17 protein-coding genes and 1 pseudogene are annotated in these 19,703 nt (G+C 49.3%); 4 read left to right on the top strand and 14 right to left on the bottom strand.

Features of this window, described 5'->3' with window-relative positions:
* Positions 1 to 223: 223 nt before the first annotated feature.
* From glcT to ACQSGY_RS24720, 8 genes are all read right to left on the bottom strand, one after another.
* Positions 224 to 1,078 (bottom strand): glucose PTS transporter transcription antiterminator GlcT, encoded by an 855-nt coding sequence (glcT, locus tag ACQSGY_RS24755; RefSeq protein WP_111270117.1) that lies wholly within the window; start codon positions 1,076 to 1,078, stop codon positions 224 to 226.
* Between the two features lie 163 nt (positions 1,079 to 1,241).
* The gene (locus ACQSGY_RS24750; protein WP_188591584.1) at positions 1,242 to 2,798 is read right to left on the bottom strand and encodes a flotillin family protein; all 1,557 of its coding nucleotides are present in this window, start codon (positions 2,796 to 2,798) and stop codon (positions 1,242 to 1,244) included.
* An 82-nt stretch (positions 2,799 to 2,880) separates the two neighbouring features.
* Complete coding sequence (locus ACQSGY_RS24745) at positions 2,881 to 3,417, bottom strand: protease (protein WP_111270119.1); 537 nt, start codon at positions 3,415 to 3,417, stop codon at positions 2,881 to 2,883.
* Positions 3,418 to 3,705: 288 nt separating this feature from the next.
* A complete protein-coding gene (locus ACQSGY_RS24740; RefSeq protein ID WP_427181336.1) occupies positions 3,706 to 4,869 on the bottom strand; it encodes an iron-containing alcohol dehydrogenase in 1,164 nt (387 codons plus the stop codon).
* Positions 4,870 to 4,961: 92 nt separating this feature from the next.
* On the bottom strand, positions 4,962 to 5,549 hold the full coding sequence (locus ACQSGY_RS24735; RefSeq protein ID WP_427181335.1) for an MSMEG_1061 family FMN-dependent PPOX-type flavoprotein: 588 nt from the start codon (positions 5,547 to 5,549) through the stop codon (positions 4,962 to 4,964).
* Between the two features lie 182 nt (positions 5,550 to 5,731).
* Complete coding sequence (locus ACQSGY_RS24730) at positions 5,732 to 7,330, bottom strand: UDP-glucose--hexose-1-phosphate uridylyltransferase (protein WP_427181334.1); 1,599 nt, start codon at positions 7,328 to 7,330, stop codon at positions 5,732 to 5,734.
* A gap of 14 nt (positions 7,331 to 7,344) precedes the next feature.
* Complete coding sequence (gene galE / locus ACQSGY_RS24725) at positions 7,345 to 8,334, bottom strand: UDP-glucose 4-epimerase GalE (RefSeq protein WP_110896284.1); 990 nt, start codon at positions 8,332 to 8,334, stop codon at positions 7,345 to 7,347.
* A 1-nt stretch (position 8,335) separates the two neighbouring features.
* A complete protein-coding gene (locus tag ACQSGY_RS24720) occupies positions 8,336 to 9,517 on the bottom strand; it encodes a galactokinase (RefSeq protein ID WP_427181333.1) in 1,182 nt (393 codons plus the stop codon).
* 166 nt (positions 9,518 to 9,683) lie between these two features.
* On the opposite strand from ACQSGY_RS24720, the gene ACQSGY_RS24715 reads away from it, so the two are divergent.
* Positions 9,684 to 10,664, top strand: a complete 981-nt coding sequence (locus ACQSGY_RS24715; protein ID WP_427181332.1) for an AraC family transcriptional regulator — start codon at positions 9,684 to 9,686, stop codon at positions 10,662 to 10,664.
* 170 nt (positions 10,665 to 10,834) lie between these two features.
* On the opposite strand, the gene mgrA is transcribed toward ACQSGY_RS24715, so the two are convergent.
* The 6 genes from mgrA to ACQSGY_RS24685 form a co-directional block, all read right to left on the bottom strand.
* Entirely contained in the window at positions 10,835 to 11,851 is a 1,017-nt protein-coding gene (gene mgrA / locus ACQSGY_RS24710; protein ID WP_216519326.1) for an L-glyceraldehyde 3-phosphate reductase, read from the bottom strand.
* Positions 11,852 to 11,886: 35 nt separating this feature from the next.
* A complete protein-coding gene (locus tag ACQSGY_RS24705) occupies positions 11,887 to 12,627 on the bottom strand; it encodes an NAD-dependent protein deacylase (RefSeq protein WP_427181331.1) in 741 nt (246 codons plus the stop codon).
* On the bottom strand, positions 12,624 to 13,406 hold the full coding sequence (locus tag ACQSGY_RS24700) for an HAD family hydrolase (protein ID WP_427181330.1): 783 nt from the start codon (positions 13,404 to 13,406) through the stop codon (positions 12,624 to 12,626). The genes ACQSGY_RS24705 and ACQSGY_RS24700 overlap by 4 nt, the downstream gene beginning before the upstream one ends.
* Before the next feature lie 27 nt (positions 13,407 to 13,433).
* The gene (locus ACQSGY_RS24695) at positions 13,434 to 14,198 is read right to left on the bottom strand and encodes an alpha/beta fold hydrolase (RefSeq protein WP_184185780.1); all 765 of its coding nucleotides are present in this window, start codon (positions 14,196 to 14,198) and stop codon (positions 13,434 to 13,436) included.
* An 88-nt stretch (positions 14,199 to 14,286) separates the two neighbouring features.
* Positions 14,287 to 14,952 (bottom strand): bifunctional 2-keto-4-hydroxyglutarate aldolase/2-keto-3-deoxy-6-phosphogluconate aldolase, encoded by a 666-nt coding sequence (locus ACQSGY_RS24690; RefSeq protein ID WP_111270128.1) that lies wholly within the window; start codon positions 14,950 to 14,952, stop codon positions 14,287 to 14,289.
* 89 nt (positions 14,953 to 15,041) lie between these two features.
* Complete coding sequence (locus tag ACQSGY_RS24685) at positions 15,042 to 16,007, bottom strand: sugar kinase (RefSeq protein WP_427181329.1); 966 nt, start codon at positions 16,005 to 16,007, stop codon at positions 15,042 to 15,044.
* Positions 16,008 to 16,225: 218 nt separating this feature from the next.
* On the opposite strand from ACQSGY_RS24685, the gene ACQSGY_RS24680 reads away from it, so the two are divergent.
* The 3 genes and pseudogenes from ACQSGY_RS24680 (at position 16,226) to ilvD (ending at position 19,665) form a co-directional block, all read left to right on the top strand.
* Positions 16,226 to 17,266 (top strand): acyltransferase family protein, encoded by a 1,041-nt coding sequence (locus ACQSGY_RS24680; protein WP_427181328.1) that lies wholly within the window; start codon positions 16,226 to 16,228, stop codon positions 17,264 to 17,266.
* Positions 17,267 to 17,411: 145 nt separating this feature from the next.
* A pseudogene (locus ACQSGY_RS24675) lies at positions 17,412 to 17,660 on the top strand (KGG domain-containing protein); the annotation flags it as partial.
* A gap of 319 nt (positions 17,661 to 17,979) precedes the next feature.
* Positions 17,980 to 19,665, top strand: a complete 1,686-nt coding sequence (ilvD, locus tag ACQSGY_RS24670; RefSeq protein ID WP_111270131.1) for a dihydroxy-acid dehydratase — start codon at positions 17,980 to 17,982, stop codon at positions 19,663 to 19,665.
* The last annotated feature ends 38 nt before the right edge of the window (positions 19,666 to 19,703 follow it).

Here is a 19,703-nt window from a genome sequence, read left to right as displayed (position 1 = left end):
GGCATGAACTAATAAAAGTGAACTGTGCCTACCTTGGGGTATAGCATACCCTTAAAAAGGTAGAACAATCACACTCAAATTAACTCATGCCTGATCGAGTCAGTAACACGTCGCTTATGTTTATTCAGTTGCTTGATTACGGTCACCATTGTAGCATCACTCTGCACGTATTGCAAGCCTTTACAGAAAAAAACGTTATTCCTGTTTTATTTCGGAGCACACTTTACTGATTTTCTTCCTCTTTCCGCTGATTCAGTCGCTGCAGATGTATGGTTAAGTATCCAACTTCTGCCGGATAAACGGGCAGCTTGAGTCGTTTTTCCATCACCTTGGTCAGCTTCCATGCAAGCGAGTACATTTCGGGATACTCCAATTTTAACAACGAATCCAGCTTGTGAAGCTCCTCCACCTTATCTCCGCGGCGTATACGCTCAAGAGCAAACCGCAGATGTGTTAACAGACGGGAATAATCCAATGATTGCGTTTCAAACGAATAATCCAGCTGATCGGCAACCAGATTCACCAGATCCGTAATTAACTGCGAATGCTCCCGCACCTGGGAGATATTCTGGTTTGTCATCGCACTATAAATATGCAAAGCAACAAACCCGATCTCATCCTGGCCCAAGTCCACACCCATTTTTTCCTTGATCAAACGAATCGCATACTCTCCCATTCGATATTCATCGGGATATATCTCCCGTGTTTCGTATAAGAAAGGGTTCTGAATGACGATGCCCTGCTCTTTGCGCTTCAAGGCAAAAGAAATATGATCCGTTAAGGCAATATGAATATGTTCATTGAGCGGAACGTCCGTACGCTCTGCAATATACGTAATGACTTCATTAATAATCTCGATCAACGCTTCATCTACCTGTGGGAGAAGCTGCTTGTACTGCTCCTGCTCCTGCTGGTTTTTCAAAATAAACATTTTCTCCACAGCCGTCAGTGGAATGTCATCACTCGGCTTCCGATTAAAGCCGATGCCTTTGCCGATGACCACGACTTCACCATGCTCTGGATGCTGTGCAATAATTACATTATTATTTAGCGCTTTATTTACATGCAGGCTGCTCATTTTTGCACCTCTTTTTTCACACCATCTTGGATGTGCCGCACACATCTTGTTACAGACAAAAAAACGACCGGAGCGGGCAAACCGCGCCGGACGTCTCGCTTAAAAAGTAACAAAAATTCGCCTTAAGGTCAATAGACAAGCCTTGTAATGCCGCTGCCAGTTCTTACTCCTTGCTCTCGCTTCTTTCCACAAGGCTCTCGATCACTGGTGAGGTCGCCTTCACAGGCTCACTCGATTGCACAGCGGTGGGTACAGCTGCTTTTGTTTTCGTCAAACCTTTAATCAGCTGCTCTACGTCGATGCCAGACACACTTTTCAACATTTCGGGTGCTGTAGCCATCAGTTCGGTTACATAATTGCTGACACGCGCAGCCCCTTCACCTTTGCCTGTATCTACGACTGTCAGCTTATCAATGGATGAGATCGGCTCAGCAATTTTACCAGCTAGCTCAGGCAGCATTTTGACAATGATATCGAGTACCGCTGCTTCGCCAAACTTCTGGAACGCCTCCGCCAGCTTCTCTTTCGCTTCCGCTTCGGCAAGACCGCGAAGACGAATAACCTCTGCATCCGCTGTACCTTTAGCGCGCTCTGCATCCGCAATCGCCTGACCTTCAAGCCGCTTTTGCTCGGCTGTTGCTTTGGCCTGCGTTTCGATCGAGTATTGTACCGCATCGGCTTCGCGCATGCGTTTTGCTTTGTCCGCTTCCGCAGCCTGCTCTACCGCGTAACGATCCGCTTCGGCTTTCTTTTTCACTTCGGCATCATACTGCTTCTCACGAACGGTAATTTCTTTTTCTTGCAAGTCAATCTCACGCTCTTTACGTACGAGTTCAACCTTCATCTGCTCTTCAACAACCGTCTGTCTGGCACGGGCTTCCTGAATGTGATACGCCTGATCAGCTTCCGCTTTGGCGGTATCCTGATCGCGTTTAAATGCCGCTACTTTCAGTTCCTTCTCCTTGGCTGCCTCTGCAATGTTGGTATCACGAAGCAACTCGGCTTTTTGTCCCTGCTCTTCCGCATTTGCCTTCTGAATCCGTGCATCACGCATCGCTTCTGCTTCGGCAATCTCGGCATCACGCTTCACGGCTGCGATTCTTGGTTTACCAAGCGCATCAAGATATCCTTGTTTGTCACGAACATCCTTGATTGTAAAGGAAACGATCTGCAGACCCATCTTTTTCAAATCCCGAGCTGCCACGCCCTGTACCTCTTGAGCGAAACGGTCCCGGTTCCGATACACTTCTTCTACCGTCATCGTACCGAGAATGGCCCGTAAATGGCCCTCCAGCACTTCCTGTGCTTCGCCTCTAAGAGAGTCCACCGGTTTGCCGATAAACTGCTCTGCCGCCGTTGCAACGTCCTCTACAGCGCTTCCAACCTTGATGATCGCCACCCCGTCAGCAATAACCGGAACACCCTGTTCTGTGTACACTTCAGGTGTGGAGACGTCGAGCTTGTGTGAAAGCAATGAGATAAATTCAGACTGCTGGAATACAGGAAGAATAAACGCACCGCCGCCGCGAACAATTTTAATTTTGCGCCCGGAATCATCCTCGGATATATTTTTGCTGCCCAGGAATGAACCTGTCACAATCATCGCTTCATCCGGCCCGACCGTCTTGTATCTTGCCCAGAAGGCCAGACCCAGAATCAAAATAACCCCTATAACCACAACAGGAATCAATAACACATCCCAATCCAGATTAGCTGTCATTCACATCTCTCCCCTTATCTCGTAAGTAATTAAAATGACTTCGTGCTTGTGAGCGCTACCCTTATTCGGATCACTCACTACCTCACATTTCTTTAAGTACATCCTCATCCCACTCGGATACCCTCAGCACGCCATCCACCACATCAATAACAACTACTCGCGCTCCCGCCGCAATGGGAAGCTGCTCGAAGCTGGATGCCGTCTGAATCGTACTTCCGGATGCAAAACGAATCATGACTTCACCGAATCCGTTTGCCGGTATCGGAATTGTAATCTCCCCGATTTTGCCCGCCAATTCTTTCATCGAAAAAGCAATTGAAACGTCACTGTTGCGCATCGGCTTGATATATGCGAAGAATACCAGCATGGCTGCAGCAATACCGATCAGCAGGGATAAGATCAGACTTGACATCACACTGAGCGAGCTGTACCTTGTCAGCAGGATGCCCGCTCCACCAAAAGCAGTAATGGACCCTGCCAGTACAACAGGTTTAAAAAAATCAACACCAGGCATTTCGAAGGCCCCATCCAGCAAGCCGTCAATCAAGTCACCCAGCACCAGGCTCACTATAGCAAAAACAGCGCCTCCGATAAGACATCCCCAATAAAGTGCTTCCATCCCCTCTTCCTCCTCTCTCTGCTGCAAATTCTCCCAACTGTGCATTCCACATGTAAATAAATACGTACATCCAGGCAAAATGTTTCAAAATCTTTCCTGAGATGTATTCAGGAGCCGCTAATGGGGATTACCATCACAATCTTCACGAATGCTCCAGTTCACTCGGATATTGCGGTTCCAAAGCAGCACAGCAAAGAACGCAAGCCTGTTGAGGCTTGCGTTCCGGGTTATTTATCTTTCATATATATGTCGTTATGTCTATATTCGGTTTGTATTCGTATGGCTTAATTACAAGGAAGCCTTGTAAATGGATACTACATCTTCACGCTGCAGTTTTTTGAAGTTACCAAACGGTCCAAACAGCATCGCTTTATCCGCCATAACTTCGATCTGACTGTCATCAATATCATAATCCGCCAGACGGTTTGGAGCTCCAATCGACGTCCAGAATTGGCTGAGTGCATCAATGCCTTCTTCAGCAATCTGTCTATCCGATTTGCCCTCAGGATTCACATCAAATACATTGATCGCGAGACGTTTGAAACGCTCCACCTTTACATCGATATTATGTCTCATCCAGTGCGGGAACAAGATAGCGAGTCCCCCACCATGCGGAATATCATAAACGGCAGATACCGCGTGTTCAATGTTATGGGTTGCCCAGTCTCCTGCAAGTCCCATGTTCAGTACACCATTCAGTGCCATCGTGCCGCAATACAGAATCGTTTCACGCAGCTCGTAGTTCTCCAGATCTTCGACCAGACGAGGGGCCGCTTCCATTACGGTACGCAGAATCGTTTCGCAGAAGCCAAGTTGAACCGGTGTGTTCGGGTCCAGATGGAAGTAATGCTCCAGGACGTGAGACATCATATCCACCATACCGTATACCGTTTGATCCTTCGGTACCGTGTATGTATTCACTGGATCGAGAATGGAGAATGCAGGGAAAGTATAGGCACTGCCCCAGCCCAGCTTCTCTTGTGTTTCCTGATTCGTAATAACAGAGCCGGAGTTCATCTCTGAACCGGTAGCTGCCATCGTCAGCACTGTGCCGAGTGGGAGAGCGTCCTGTGCAACAGCTTTACGCTGCGCGAAGTCCCACATGTCTCCATCGTACTTCGCACCAACAGCAATGGCTTTGGCACAGTCAAGCACGCTGCCGCCGCCAACCGCCAAAATCAACTCAATATCGTTCGTTTTGCAAAGGTCTACACCTTTGTGCACAGTCGATAGACGCGGGTTAGGCTCTACGCCTGCAAGTTCAGTGACTTCTGCTCCGATTTCCTTGAGCAAGCCAAGCACCTGATCATACAGCCCCCTGCGTTTAATGCTTCCACCGCCATATACAAGCAGAACCCGTTTGCCGTATTTCGGCACTTCAGTTTTCAGCGCTTCAAGCTGTCCTTTACCGAAGATCAGACGAGTCGGGTTATAAAATTGAAAAGATCTCATGATCTATAATCGCCTCCAATGGAGTTAAGTTTTTAGTGCAACCTCAATTATAGTACCCTGTTTATAGAAAAACAAATCCATAGTCACTCACTTTAGTTCAATCCGTTGATCTGCAGATGGGCACGAATCATTTCACTCATGGACGGCAGATGTTCTGACTTTGCCCATGTCGCTGTATCCCATAGCCCCGCCTGATCAAAGGCCCTAGGACAATGCATAAAGCATTCCTCAACCTCCACAATGACGGCTGCTCCAATCGTTTTACCGCTCCAGTTCATGCCTGTAATGAACTCTTCATCCTTTGTGATTTTTGCTGTTCCATTGATGCGAAGCACCTCATTTAATCCCGGTATCACAAACAGCATTCCCACACCCGGGTCTGATAAAATGTTTAACAAAGAATCAATCCGGCGATTGCCGGGTCGTTCCGGGTAAACCAGTCTATGAGGGTCCAGGACATGAACAAAGCCAGGGCTGTCTCCACGCGGAGATACATCACTTTTTCCATCACGATTCGAGGTTGACAAAAAAAACAAAGGTGACATCGCTATAAACTGCTTCACATGGGCATCTACATACGGAATCACTTTGTGGCGCGCGCGCTCACTTGATTCGCCTACCATGCTTTTAAGTTCCTTCTCATCAGAAATGAACGGAATATGAAGCGGCGTTTTTTCCATGAACTCGTCCCCATTTCGATATATTTTTTGTTGATTACTGGGCTCTGCCTGGATGCTCCCTCCATTATACATAATCATGAACCATTCATACTTTGATTCATGCCAAAAAAGCACCCGTTCACGGTTGAACGGATGCCTCTTGATATCTTTAAGCTTTTAACACAATTGCTATCGCGGCCTTCTTACTCCGTATACCCCATGCTGCTTACGAAGCGGCGGAAGGCCTGCCGCCCAGCCTCATCATGTTTGTACACACCTGCGTGCTCCAGAATTTCAGAGAATTTCAGGCCCACCTGCTGCTGCACAAGGGAAATTGCCTCTTCCTTCGTCAAACTGGAGCCATGGTTCTGTTTCAATTCTTCTGTCCACGGTAAATGTTTGTTCAGCTCGTGATCTGCTGCCTGGGCAGCTGCTTCAAGCTCGGTATTGCCTGCCAGAATATCGGCAATGCCGTCCAGCTCTTGCTTCAGACGTCCCGGTAGAATAGCCAGTCCCATGACTTCAATCAGACCGATGTTTTCTTTTTTCAGATGATGCATCTCGCGGTGCGGGTGGAAAATGCCTTCCGGATGCTCATCATTTGTACGGTTGTTACGCAGAACGAGATCCATCTCATAACCACCATCCGCACTGCGGCGAACGATTGGTGTTACCGTATTATGAGGCACTTTCTCCTCGTCTACTTCACTGAATGCTTCGATCTCTACTGCGGAGTCGCTGTACACTTTCCATGCTTCGTAAACGGCATTACCCGCTTCCAGCAGTTCCGCAGGATCATGTGAATGCAGACGCATCACGGACATCGGCCATTTGACAAGGCTAAGTGTCAGCCCTGGTGCATCCGCGTGACGGAAGACTGCATCTGGCTGTGCGTTTTGAATCGCAAATGTATGACGTCCACCCTGGAAATGGTCATGTGTCAGAATGGAACCGCCCACGATCGGCAGATCCGCGTTAGACCCGATAAAGTAATGTGGATATTCCTGAACAAAGGCAAGCAGTCTGCGCAGGGTATCCTTCGTCAGCTTCATCGGCACATGATCATGATGGAAAATAATACAGTGCTCATTGTAATACACGTACGGCGAGTATTGGAACAACCACTTCTCATTGTTCAGCTGCAATGGAATGACGCGCAGATTCTGGCGAGCCGGATGGTTGACCCGACCCGCATAACCTACATTTTCACGGCACAGCTGGCACTTTGGATATACCGGCGGTGGCAGGAGCTTTGCCATGGCAATTTCTTTCGGACTTTTCTCCGGCTTGGACAGATTGATCGTGATCTCCATCTCGCCATAAGCGGTATCCTGCGTCCAATACACATTTTTTGAAACGCGGTCCATCCGAATATAGTTGGAGTTAATAGACAAGTCGTAAAATTGCGATGTTGCCGCCTCAATGCCTTCAGTCTGTTCCGTATGGCGGAAAGCACGTACAACTTCTGATGGGCGCGCCATCAGATGACCCATAATTTTCGCATCCAACAGGTCACGGAATGTGTCGCTGTTCTCGGGAATGAGCCCAATGGTATACCCGTAATCAATCAATGTATCCAGCATGGATTGTGGCCCGTCAGGTATCGTTGTATCCAGTTCACCGGCATACGGCTCTGAGAATCCGAACTGCTCCATCAGCAGATTGCGACTGTAATCATAGTCTGCTTCCTCAATCAGTTTTTTTTGTAAGGCAAATGCGACCAGACGCTCAATGGCATGCAGTGCTTCCTGCTGCTCGGATGTACGCTCTGTGGCTTCTGCTCCAGGTTGAGTCTGTGACATAAGATGTTCGCCTCCTAGTTTTTTCCGTAGCCTTCTGGACGTGATTGATGCCAGTTCCAGGCACTTTGAATGACATCTTCAAGGTTAGTCCATTTCGGATTCCAGCCCAGAACCGATCTGGCTTTGGCAGAAGAAGCCACCAATACAGCCGGGTCACCCGCACGACGTGGTTCCTGAACAACCGGGATGTCGAGACCTGTTACCTTTTTCGCTGTTTCAATCACTTGTTTTACCGAGAAGCCTGTTCCGTTACCCAGATTAAACACGTTGCTGCTCTCACCCTTGCGCAAGTAATCTACAGCACGCAGATGGGCATCAGCCAGATCGCTGACATGGATGTAGTCACGAATACATGTGCCATCTTCTGTTGCGTAGTCATCACCGAATACGGCGATATGTGAACGCTGCTTCAGCGCTGTTTGCAATACGAGTGGAATCAGGTGGCTTTCCGGCTGGTGGTCTTCACCGATTTTGCCGCTTTCATGTGCTCCGGCTGCATTGAAGTAACGCAGAGACACGTATTTGATATCCTGTACTTTATCGAACCAGGACATCATGCGCTCCATCATCAGTTTGGTTTCACCATATACGTTGGTTGGTTCAGTACGGTCGCTTTCTTCGATTGGCACCTTCTCAGGCTCACCGTAGGTTGCTGCTGTAGAAGAGAAGACGATGCGGCGTACGTTCGCTGCATTCATCGCTTCCAGCAGGCACAATGTACCGAATACGTTGTTGTCGTAGTACTTCGCTGGCTCCTTCATGCTCTCGCCGACCAGTGAGTTCGCAGCAAAGTGAATGACGGCATCAATTGAATTTTCCGCAAACAGCTTTGTCAAAATCTCCTTGTCACGCAGGTCCCCTTCATACAGCTTGCCACCAAGCAGCGCCTCGCGATGTCCTGTTTGCAAGTTATCCAGTACAACAACCTCTTCGCCGCGCTCAAGCAACGCTGCCACCGTATGAGAACCAATATATCCTGCTCCACCTGTCACCAAAATTGCCATTTTACTTCGCCTCCTTGAGTTCGTTAACGCCTTCGCCTACACCACATACGTAGAAATCACCTTGGAGACCGGTGCGCGCCTCATACGCTGCACCCACTTCACTCACAAAGCGTTCAACATCATTTTCATGCACCAGAGATACTGTACATCCACCAAAGCCTGCACCTGTCATGCGCGCACCTAATGTGCCCGGTATACGCCGTGCTTCTTCTACTATAACATCCAGCTCAGTGCAGCTGACTTCATACAGATCACGCAGCGAATCATGAGAAGCATTCATCAACTGGCCAAACGCTTCCAGATCATTGTTTCGCAGCGCTTCTACAGAAGCAAGCACCCGTGCGTTCTCTTCTACAACGTGCTCGGCACGCTGTCTGACTTTCTCGTCCTTGATCTGATCCTGTAAAGTTACGAATTGCTCCGGCTTAATTTGAGCCAGGTAATTCAGTGCAGGCAGCTGTTCCTTTAAAATGGCAAGTGCCTGCTCGCATTGAGAGCGCCGCTCATTATAAGCCGAATCGACCAGACCGCGGCGTTTGTTTGTGTTACCAATGATCAGCTTGTACGCACCGGTACGGAAGGGAACCTTCTCGTATTCCAGCGTATCACACATCAGCAAGATGGCATGATCCTTAGCACCATTCGCTACGGCAAATTGATCCATGATACCGCAGTTGACACCAACAAACTCATTTTCTGCTTTCTGGGACAAAAGCGCAAGCTCAACTGTATCAATCTCTGATACTCCTTCCATCGCCTGAACCGCATAACCGGTGAGTACCTCCAGAGATGCAGACGAGGAAAGTCCTGCCCCGTTCGGAATCTCCCCGTGGTACAGAAAATCATATCCTTTGGTCACCTTCACGCCTTTGCCTTCCAGCTCTACCATGACGCCAACCGGATAATCTGTCCATTCTCCTGTTTTCTCCTGACCGATGGAGGCAGTGTCCAGTGTTTCCTCGTAAGTCATGTTCGTAGAAGCCAGATTCAGCTTGTGATCTGTACGTTCGCGAATGAGCAAGGTCGTTCCGAATTCAAGTGCGGCCGGAAGTACGTAACCACCGTTATAGTCGATATGCTCACCGATCAGATTCACACGTCCAGGGGCATGAAAAACACGGATGTCCGCTCCACTTTCTCCGTACCTCTCAATAAACTTTTGTTGCAATTCAGTTGCCTTCAAAGCTGATGCACCTCGCCTCTGTGTTGTGGTTTTCTTAATGTTATTATACAAGGCAGCGATCTCACTTGAAATGAAACCATGTGTGATTCATATGGATAAATGTGACCTTTCGTCTTATAATGATGGTAACAAGCGAACACGGAAACATAGGAAAGAAGGAACAGCTATGAAGGATTCAAACACAAATTCGACAGAAACATCTCCTAACACTGCAGAGGTACCCACTCCCCGGTCCATACAGGAATCCACCTCCGGCAAAAGTGGCGCGCTCAGTTATTCGGTTGCATCCAATCCGGTCTATTATGACGAGGGGGCTCTGCATGTCCTCTTTGCCGGAGCCAGTCAGACGCTGCCCGGACATGCGCTGGGGCCGAAGCTGTATGATTATTATCTGTTGCATTATGTAGAAAAGGGCGCGGGTACGTTTCGTACCGAGCTGCACACCTACGATCTCTACGCAGGTGACTGTTTTCTGATACATCCGGGCCAGCTGGTCAGCTATCAATCGCATCCCCGCAATCCATGGCAGTATCGCTGGATCGCCTTTACTGGCAGTCAGGCAGCCCAGCATGCGGAAGAAGCTGGCTTCCGCCCGGAAAAGTCTGTTTTTCATGCCGGAACCTCCTGTGACATCTCGAACTGGCTGGCGGTCATGCAGGATGCTTTTGCCGAGCGTAAAGAGAGCGCCCACTTCACTTCCCTTGGCACGTTATACATGATTTTGGCCGAAGCCCAGAATCACCTGTCCGAGGGACCCACGTTGACTGCAGGGGAATCCTCCATCCGGCGAACGGTCAAACAGATGATTCAATATATGTCTACCCAGTACGCTTACCCTGTGTCCATCGAGCAAATGTCTGCAAGTTTAGGATATAACCGGGCTTATCTTTCCCGTATTTTCAAGCAAGAGACTGGCCTCACCCCGGTTACCTATTTGCTGAAGCTGCGGATTGACAAGTCGCGTCAGCTGCTGCGCGAGCGTCCTGATCTCTCCATTGAGCAGGTATCAGCCTCGGTGGGCATGCCGGACGCATTATATTTCTCGAAACAGTTCAAACGCTTCCACGGAGAGGCCCCCAGTCTTTATCGGGAGAAACTTCTCACGCGTCCGTTAAAAGCAAAAGGCAAGGCCGATCCACTCCGCTAAAAAAGATGAATAACATCGGCTAATTAGAACGATTCGGCATCAGTTCAAGCATATCCGGACATAGATCAAAATGCCAAACCCAAAAAAAGTGCACCTCGGCCTTTATGGCTAAGATGCACTTTTTGGGCATGATTTATTTGTGATGCTTGCTCTCGGCAAAGGGTCCGATGTTACTCCTTGTTTTTGTTCGCAGGCTCGGGATGTAGAATGGATTCAATGCGCTCCAGTTCCTCGGAGGAGAACTCAAGCTGGCTCAGCGCAGCTACATTCTCTTCTATCTGGGAAGGGCGACTTGCGCCAATCAGTGCAGACGTCACTCGTCCATTGCGCAGTACCCATGCCAGTGCAAACTGGGCCAGACTTTGACCGCGTGCTGCAGCCATCTGATTCAGTGCACGTACCTTGCGAAGTGTTTCTGGCGATATATTGTTTTCATTCAGAAATACGGAAGGACCCTTGGCGCGTGAATCCTCGGGAATGCCATTCAGGTATTTGTTCGTGAGCACTCCCTGCTCCAGCGGGCAGAATGCAATGCTGCCTGCACCATACTCATCCAGCACGTCCTGAAGCCCGTCTTCAATCCAGCGATCCAGCATGGAATATCTTGGCTGATGAATCAGGAGCGGTGTACCCAGGCTTTTCAAAATTTCGGCAGCCTGTTTTGTTTGCTCTGCAGGGTAATTGGAGATACCCACATAAAGTGCTTTGCCGGAACGCACAATCTGGTCGAGTGCCATCATGGTTTCTTCCAGTGGTGTGTCCGGATCATAGCGGTGGGAATAGAAGATATCAACATAATCCAGCCCCATTCGGTTCAAGCTCTGATTCAGACTGGAGATCAGATATTTGCGAGATCCCCACTCGCCATAAGGCCCCGGCCACATGTGATATCCCGCTTTGGTGGAGATAATCAATTCGTCACGATAAGGCTTCAGATCCTGAGCAAGCACCTGCCCAAACAGCTGCTCTGCGGAACCTGGCGGCGGGCCATAATTATTGGCCAGATCAAAATGTGTAATCCCGAGATCAAACGCACGGGTAATCATGCTGCGCCCATTTTCCAAACTGTTTATCCCGCCAAAATTATGCCACAATCCAAGTGAAATGGCGGGCAGCTTGAGCCCCGAACGTCCAACACGGTTATACTTCATCGTTTCATAACGCGCTTCAGCAGCTACATAGACCATCATGAATCCCTTCTTTCCACAGAATTAACCAGGAATTAACCCAGGAGCCTATCCACTTCCTGCATGACCGCTCCGATCGGCTCGGTGATCAATACATCTGCCCGGTGGTCATACGCAGTTGGTGTGGCGTTGAGCAGCACGGTATGTTTCCCTTGAAAATACGTAATCAACTGAGCTGCCGGATACACCGTCAGTGAGGTTCCACCCACAAGCAGCAGATCAGCTGATGACAAGGCATCAATGGAATGATACAGCGTTGCCTGATCCAGCTCTTCTTCATAGAGCACCACATCGGGTTTGACTACCCCTCCGCAAGACGCACAGCGAGGTACGATGTCCTTTGAATCTATAACGTATTGCAAGGAATAGAACTGCTTGCAGTCCATGCAGGCATTGCGATGAACCGAGCCGTGAAGCTCCAGCACGTTGCTGCTGCCTGCCTTTTGATGAAGACCATCAATATTCTGTGTAACGACAGCGTGCAGCTTTCCCTCCTGCTCCAGTCTTGCAAGCAAACGATGGCAGCCGTTAGGCTCCGCATCAGGATGAAGCATTTTTCCCCGGTAGAAGTCATAAAAAATATCCGCATGCTGATCAAAAAAATGGCGACTCAATAGTTCTTCTGGCGGATAAGGAGAGTGCTGCTCTGTCTGATATAATCCTGCAGCCGAGCGGAAGTCGGGAATACCGCTTTCCGTAGACGTACCGGCTCCTCCAAAAAAAACAATGCGCGAACTTTCCTTAATCCAGGCAGCCAGCTGCTCTGTCGCGTTCATTCTCTCTCCTCCTTTAACCCGATGCCCAGTTCATCATAGTGACGAATGACGGCATCTGCCTCATGCAGATAGGAACTCTGATCCAGATGCGGACAATATCCCAGCGTAAAGGCTGCTCCCGCATGACGTCCCATCTGCATATCACCGTTGCTGTCTCCAATGACCACAGCCTCATGTGCTTCAACGGATAACTCCCGGCAAGCCAGCAGGAACGATTCAGCATCAGGTTTGCCGCGCGTTACCCGGTCACAGCCGACGATGGAAGTGAAAAAAGAACGAATCCCCATCCACTCCAGATGTGTTTCAGCCGCGGCTGTACTGTCCGATGTGACCACTGCAAGTGAAAGCCCGGCTTCCTTGCAGCGCTCCAGCAAGCCAAGCAGGCCAGGCAACGGTTCAGCAGATTTTCGCTCCCGCACAGACTTCATTGCAGCACTGGAAAACCCGCGGATTATCGTAATCGCTTCATTCCAGGGTGTCCCGGCAGCATAGAGCTGACCGGCAAGCCATCCGTTACACTCATCTACTGTTGCAATCGCCAGCGGTCCCTGAACATCGTATCCGTTAATACGACCTTGTGAATCGTGAAGAGTACCCAGCACATGCTCCAGCTCTACGGTGAAGGAGGCCCCTCGTTCCTGCATCCAGACCTGCAGCTGTGAGAGCATACTTTCAGCCCACGGGCCCCATAATTGCAGAAAATCCAGCAAGGTTCCATCTTTATCAAATAAAATGGCCTTGCAGGCAATACTTTTTCCCTGAATCTCCAGCACAGCCACTTGGGATCACCTCCACTGCGAATGTGACTACTTAATGGTATTTAACCAGGACAGTACTGTTTTGACCGTCTGCTTTAGCTGATCCTCTGCACTGACTGTCGGCTCACCGTCCCCCTTCTGATGACCATAGTCACCAAACTGGGAATGGTTCCCGCCTTCAATCGTGTAATACACCGTATCTGGCGGCAAGTACATACGTCCGTTCTGATACTTGCTCATATTAACGACTCCATCGTTGGTGCCGAGAATGGACAAAGCAGGAATGTCCAGCTTCTGCACACTTCCTTTTTCATCCGGATAGGATGCGAGGAAAAAGATACCTTTGAGCGCCTCGGGATGTGCCGCTATATACCGTGAAGCCATGGAGCCACCCAGAGAGTGACCGCCCATAACAAACTGCTCATCCGGGTATGCGGCTAAAATATCGTCCGCGAGATTCGGCTTGATCACAGCCAGATTCACCGGCATCTTGGCAATAATTGTATGATGGCCAGCCGCTGCAAGCTCATGAGCAAGAGGGGCATAACTTTCCGGTTTAACCAAACCGCCAGGATAAAACAGCACACTTTTGCCAGCTGGCTTATCAGGCTTGAAATCAATCCAGTTCTCCTGCTCACTGACCGTCACCCCGCCGGATGTTTCCATTGCCGCTTGAGCTGCCTCCTGAGGTCCATAAGGCGTGAACAGCTTCCATGCCACATATCCACATCCAATAACAATGAGCGCCAGAAGTACGAGCAGAAACTTGCCAATGCCCCTCTTCTTGCGCCCGGTATTATAACGATTTCTCAATATCAATCACCTTTCTGTGCTTCCGCAACTGCCGCAGCTTATGGAAGCGGGAGCCTGCTTGCCGCAGGCTCCCTTCCATGTTGACGTTCTATTCAGCCTTGGCTTTACGATAAGCTTCCATATATTGTTCCGCTTTGCGGCGAACATGACTCAGATCTCCTGTTTTCACAGCCTCTGATGTCAGATCAGAACCGATTCCAACAGCTACTGCTCCACCCTTGATCCATTCACCTAGATTGGACAGGGACACTCCGCCTGTCGGCATAAAATTAGCCTGCGGCATAGGGCCTTTCATTGTTTTAATGATGGACGGATCGTACAGATTGCCAGGGAACAGCTTGATAATATCCACGCCAAGCTCAAGTGCACGCTGCACATCAGCAATCGTCATGACACCTGGCAGAATGGGCACACGATACAGGTTACATATTTGCACGGTTTCAGGATTAAGAGAAGGCCCGACAACAAACTCGGCACCTGACATAATCGCCGCTCTCGCCGTTTGCGCCTCAAGCACGGTTCCTGCTCCGATAATTGCAAACTTCTCCGGGTCCTGCGTATTCCAGTGATATACACGGCTCAGCTTTTCAATCGCTTTAAGCGCACCCGGTACGGTCATCGTAATTTCGATAACCTTGATTCCGCCCGCAATTGCCTGCTCGGCCATCGCAATGACCTGGTCAGCAGAATCTGCGCGCAGAACCGCCACCACACCACTTTCCGTCATTTTTTGCAACAGTTGAAGCTTCTTCATTTCATTCTCTCCCTTGTCAATGTGGTGGTTGTGAATACAAGCTTTACATTTGGAAAACGAAGATGAGTCATCCTGATTTTAACGGAAATTTAACGCTCGACGTGAGCAACGTTATTCAGCTTGGCCTCGACCTGTGCCCAGGTCGGAAGTGCTTCCCAGTCACCAACGGCCTGTATAACCATCGAACCGGTCAGATTACCAAGACGAGTCGCTTCCTGCGGGGTGTATCCTTTCAACAAACCAGCCAGGAAGCCGGCACAGAAGCCGTCCCCGGCTCCTACGGTGTCGAGAACCTGATCTGCTTTGAAGTACGGAACTTCCGTTAGGGTACCATCCGCGAGTACATAGGTCAAATCAGGGCCGCCTTTAACGATACACACGGCGTCCATGGCTGCCAATCGTTCAAGCACCTTCTGATCACTATCTTCGTTATATAAAAGTTTCATCTCATCCAGGCCCGGTAAAAAGTAGTCAGCCTGCTCAGCCAAACGCAGCAGTACAGGGCGAGCCTGATCCGCTGACCACAGCTTGAGGCGCAGGTTCGGATCAAAGCTCACCTTCACACCTGCCTGCTTGGCGATATGTATAGCGGCTTCAACCGTGGCGAGTCCCGATTCGCTGATGGCTGCGGTTATACCTGTGACATGCAAAATCTTCGCACCGGCGATATATTCAGGGTCCAGATCATCCGGCGTTATTGCACTTGCTGCAGACAACTTCCTATAATAATGCACCGAGGCTTTCCCGGAAGCGTTCTCACGAATCATTAGCCCAGTAGGCTCCTGATCACTTAATCTCGCTCGGGAGACATCTACGCCTTCGCCGCGAATGGCTTTCAGAATCATGTTTCCAATCGGATCATTACCGAGACGTCCAAACCAGCCGCTGGTATGTCCGAGTCGTGCTACGCCAATGGCCAGATTGCTCTCTGCTCCTCCAAACGTCTTGTCCAGTGTAGCTGCATATTCAAGCCCTCTCGTATCTCTGGCCGTCAGCAACCCCATACTTTCCCCGAATGTAATAATATCAGGGCTTGGAAAGGGACTCGTTGACATGTTGCCTTCCTCCTTAATATTGACTACCTCATCTTCTTCCTCCATTGTCATGCCGCACGCAAGCGTTGTCAATCCCGAAGCCTTCTTTTTGTTGTCACATGTTTGAGAAAAGATAACGCTTACTAATGTGAATTAAATCACAATCATTCCATGGAATTCATATTACCCTTGATACAGATATATAACTTTTGAATGAAGTTTTATTAGGGGGCAGCATCATGAGAAACCGGGTACTGATTCAGGATGATCAGGAATCTTTCTTTTACAATCTTCGCTTCATGCTCATCGTCTGTGTACTGGCTGCAAACGCACTAGAGCCGCTCATTACACGCTTCGCAGGGGCAGAGGCTTTGTTTATGTGGATCTATACCTTCCATATGCCGCTTTTTGTCTGGGTTACGGGGTACTTCGCCAGATCCTCCATTCAAGGGACTGCCGCACGCAATGTGCTGAAACAGATCGCCATTCAATATGTTCTGTTCCAAACGCTGTACGCCCTGATGGATGCAACTGTGTTCCATACGCCCCATATGCGGCTTTCCTTTTTTGCACCTTATCTGCTGTTATGGTTCCTCGCCAGCCATTTCTGCTGGAGACTGCTCGTTTGGTTAACGATGAACTGGAAGCCGCATCAACGATTAATCGCCTCCATTGCTCTAGGGGTTATCGTCGGTTATATGCCTGTTGACGGATTCTGGCTAAGCTTTAGCCGCACCCTTGTTTTCCTGCCATTTTTTGTACTTGGTTACGATTACGGTGCCGTGATTCGCTCATACCTTGTTCCAGGCTGGGGCCGGAGAGTTGCTGCTGTTCTCTCTGCTGCCCTGCTGATCTACATCGCTTGCGGCGGCTTGAATATTTCAGCAGGCTGGCTGCTCGGGAGCAAAACGTTTGCCGAACTGGGTCATCATGAATGGTATGCCGGAGTGCTTCGTCTCGGGGTGTATTTGCTGGAGATTCTCTCCGCATTGCTTTTCCTGGCCTGGGTGCCTAACCTGACTTCCAAAATAACCGATCTGGGCAAGCGTACTCTATACGTTTTCCTGCTGCACGGCTTCCTTGTACGACTGGCGATCTGGTCAGGAATCTACAGTTATATGGGAAGTGCTCTGTTTGTTCCAATCATCCTTGTCGTTGCTGTGCTGTTTGCCATTACGCTGGCTCATCCGCTTGTGCGCCGTACCTTCAAGGCACTGATTGAACCGGACATTACGCGAATTTCCTTGCATCGGCCTGGTGCTTTCAAACGTTCAGCTTGATACCTTGAGATTCTCTTCCTTCTAACTCGGACCAGAGCCCTAATATCCATAAAAACCCATCCTTTTTGTTTCAGGCTGGAAACGATGTGGTAATTCAGGATACACACTGCAAAAAACAACTTATAATCATAAGGAGTGATTTGTAATGGCACGAGGGCATACATCAGATCGCAAGATGAGCAGAGAGGAAGCCGGAAGGCTTGGCGGCAGAGCCACTTCAAGAAACCATGACCGAAGCTTCTACCAGATGATTGGTAAAAAAGGTGGTGAAGCCACCTCTGATGCTCATGATGCAGATTTCTATAAGGAAATCGGACGCAAGGGTGGCGAAGCGACTTCCGAGAACCACAATACGGAATTCTATCGTGAAATCGGTCGTAAAGGCGGAAGCAGCTGACTGTACCTTGAAGCGGACTGCTTTTAAAATAAACATCACTTTCCCCACCATTTCAGAAGCCAAACCCATGAAAATGGAATCTGGCTTCTTTTCTATTGTCTATTGATTGTAGAAATATGACGAGGGTTGTGATAGACTCTATAGAAAAACCGGGTGTTCACGGGTTTAAAGCAACAGAGAATGCACAAACTACGGAAAGCCTGGAACCGGAATAACCGGTCTGTTTTAGAGTACGGATGAAATTAAACGACAGATGCACTGCCATTTATTTTTCCATTCATGCTGCTCAATAATATATATTTGGGGGGAATACACCATGTCAGCCAATAAGATGCGATCCGATATGATCAAAAAAGGTTTTGACCGCGCACCACACCGGAGTTTGCTCCGTGCAGCGGGCGTTAAAGAAGAGGATTTCGGCAAGCCGTTTATTGCGGTATGTAACTCTTACATTGATATTGTGCCTGGTCACGTGCACCTGCAGGAATTCGGTAAAATTGTTAAAGATGCCATTCGTGAAGCCGGCGGCGTTCCGTTTGAGTTCAACACCATCGGGGTAGATGACGGAATTGCGATGGGCCACATCGGTATGCGTTACTCCCTGCCAAGCCGTGATATCATCGCGGATTCGGTAGAAACGGTTGTGTCTGCACACTGGTTCGACGGCATGGTTTGTATCCCGAACTGTGACAAAATCACTCCTGGTATGATGATGGGTGCACTGCGCTGCAACATCCCTACCGTATTTGTAAGTGGTGGCCCGATGAAGGCAGGCCGTGACAGCAACGGTAAAGCCCTCTCCCTCACGTCCGTATTCGAAGGCGTAGGTGCATTCCAAGCTGGTAAAATTGATGATAAAAGCTTGCTTGAGCTTGAGCAATTTGGTTGTCCGACTTGCGGCTCCTGCTCCGGTATGTTTACAGCTAACTCCATGAACTGCCTCGCAGAAGCGATGGGCCTGGCGCTGCCGGGTAACGGAACAATCCTGGCTGTTGCTCCAGAGCGCCGTGATTTTGTTAGACAATCCGCTAAGCAATTAATGGAATTGATCAAGCTGGATCTGAAACCACGTGATATCGTAACTGTAGAAGCGATCGACAATGCGTTTGCACTGGATATGGCGATGGGCGGTTCTACAAATACTGTACTGCACACGCTGGCTCTTGCTCATGAAGCCGGCATCGAATATCCAATCGAGCGGATCAATGAAGTCGCTAACCGTGTTCCGCATCTGGCAAAACTTGCTCCTGCTTCCGACCTGCACATCGAGGACGTTCACAATGCAGGTGGCGTAAGCGCAGTACTCAACGAGTTGCTCAAGAAACCAGGTGCAATTCATGCAGACTGTATTACGGTTACAGGTAAAACCATCCGTGAGAACGTGGAAGGCCAGGAAATCAAAGACACCAACGTAATCCACAAACTGGACAACCCTCACTCCGAAAAAGGCGGGCTGGCTGTACTGTTCGGTAACCTTGCACCAGAAGGCGCGATCATCAAGGTAGGTGCGGTTGATCCTTCCGTTGGCGGATACCACAAAGGTCCTGCGATCTGCTTTGACTCCCAGGAGCAAGCACTTGAGGGCATTGCTAACGGCAAAGTAAAAGAAGGACATGTTGTCGTCATTCGTTATGAAGGGCCAAAAGGCGGTCCGGGTATGCCTGAGATGCTCGCCCCGACTTCACAGATCGTAGGAATGGGTCTCGGTGCAAAAGTAGGTCTGATCACTGATGGACGTTTCTCCGGCGCATCCCGCGGCATCAGTATCGGTCATATCTCTCCCGAAGCTGCGGAAGGCGGTCCGATTGCCTTTGTTGAAGAAGGAGATATCATCGAGCTGGATCTCAACAATCGAATCATCGAGCTGCACGTCAGCGATGAGGAGTTTGAACGTCGCCGCGCGAACTGGAAAGGCTTCGAGCCAAAAGTAAAAACCGGCTTGCTTGCTCGCTACTCCAAGCTTGTAACCAACGCAAGCAACGGTGGCGTACTGAAAATTTAATCTGCAATCATACAAGCACTAAATATAACTTGAAATAC

Origin of the sequence: Paenibacillus sp. TC-CSREp1, from assembly GCF_050171015.1 — a bacterium.
Lineage (GTDB): Bacteria > Bacillota > Bacilli > Paenibacillales > Paenibacillaceae > Paenibacillus > Paenibacillus silvae.
Note: the sequence above shows the minus strand (reverse complement) of the source record. Positions and strands in the feature narration are given on the sequence as shown.

Coding starts and splice junctions, on each gene's coding strand:
- ACQSGY_RS24705 (WP_427181331.1), bottom strand. CDS start 12,627: ATGAACGCGACAGAGCAGCTGGCTGCCTGGATTAAGGAAAGTTCGCGC.
- ACQSGY_RS24685 (WP_427181329.1), bottom strand. CDS start 16,007: ATGTCAACGAGTCCCTTTCCAAGCCCTGATATTATTACATTCGGGGAA.
- ACQSGY_RS24690 (WP_111270128.1), bottom strand. CDS start 14,952: ATGAAGAAGCTTCAACTGTTGCAAAAAATGACGGAAAGTGGTGTGGTG.
- mgrA (WP_216519326.1), bottom strand. CDS start 11,851: ATGGTCTATGTAGCTGCTGAAGCGCGTTATGAAACGATGAAGTATAAC.
- galE (WP_110896284.1), bottom strand. CDS start 8,334: ATGGCAATTTTGGTGACAGGTGGAGCAGGATATATTGGTTCTCATACG.
- glcT (WP_111270117.1), bottom strand. CDS start 1,078: ATGAGCAGCCTGCATGTAAATAAAGCGCTAAATAATAATGTAATTATT.
- ACQSGY_RS24735 (WP_427181335.1), bottom strand. CDS start 5,549: ATGGAAAAAACGCCGCTTCATATTCCGTTCATTTCTGATGAGAAGGAA.
- ACQSGY_RS24750 (WP_188591584.1), bottom strand. CDS start 2,798: ATGACAGCTAATCTGGATTGGGATGTGTTATTGATTCCTGTTGTGGTT.
- ACQSGY_RS24745 (WP_111270119.1), bottom strand. CDS start 3,417: ATGGAAGCACTTTATTGGGGATGTCTTATCGGAGGCGCTGTTTTTGCT.
- ilvD (WP_111270131.1), top strand. CDS start 17,980: ATGTCAGCCAATAAGATGCGATCCGATATGATCAAAAAAGGTTTTGAC.
- ACQSGY_RS24715 (WP_427181332.1), top strand. CDS start 9,684: ATGAAGGATTCAAACACAAATTCGACAGAAACATCTCCTAACACTGCA.
- ACQSGY_RS24740 (WP_427181336.1), bottom strand. CDS start 4,869: ATGAGATCTTTTCAATTTTATAACCCGACTCGTCTGATCTTCGGTAAA.
- ACQSGY_RS24680 (WP_427181328.1), top strand. CDS start 16,226: ATGAGAAACCGGGTACTGATTCAGGATGATCAGGAATCTTTCTTTTAC.
- ACQSGY_RS24730 (WP_427181334.1), bottom strand. CDS start 7,330: ATGTCACAGACTCAACCTGGAGCAGAAGCCACAGAGCGTACATCCGAG.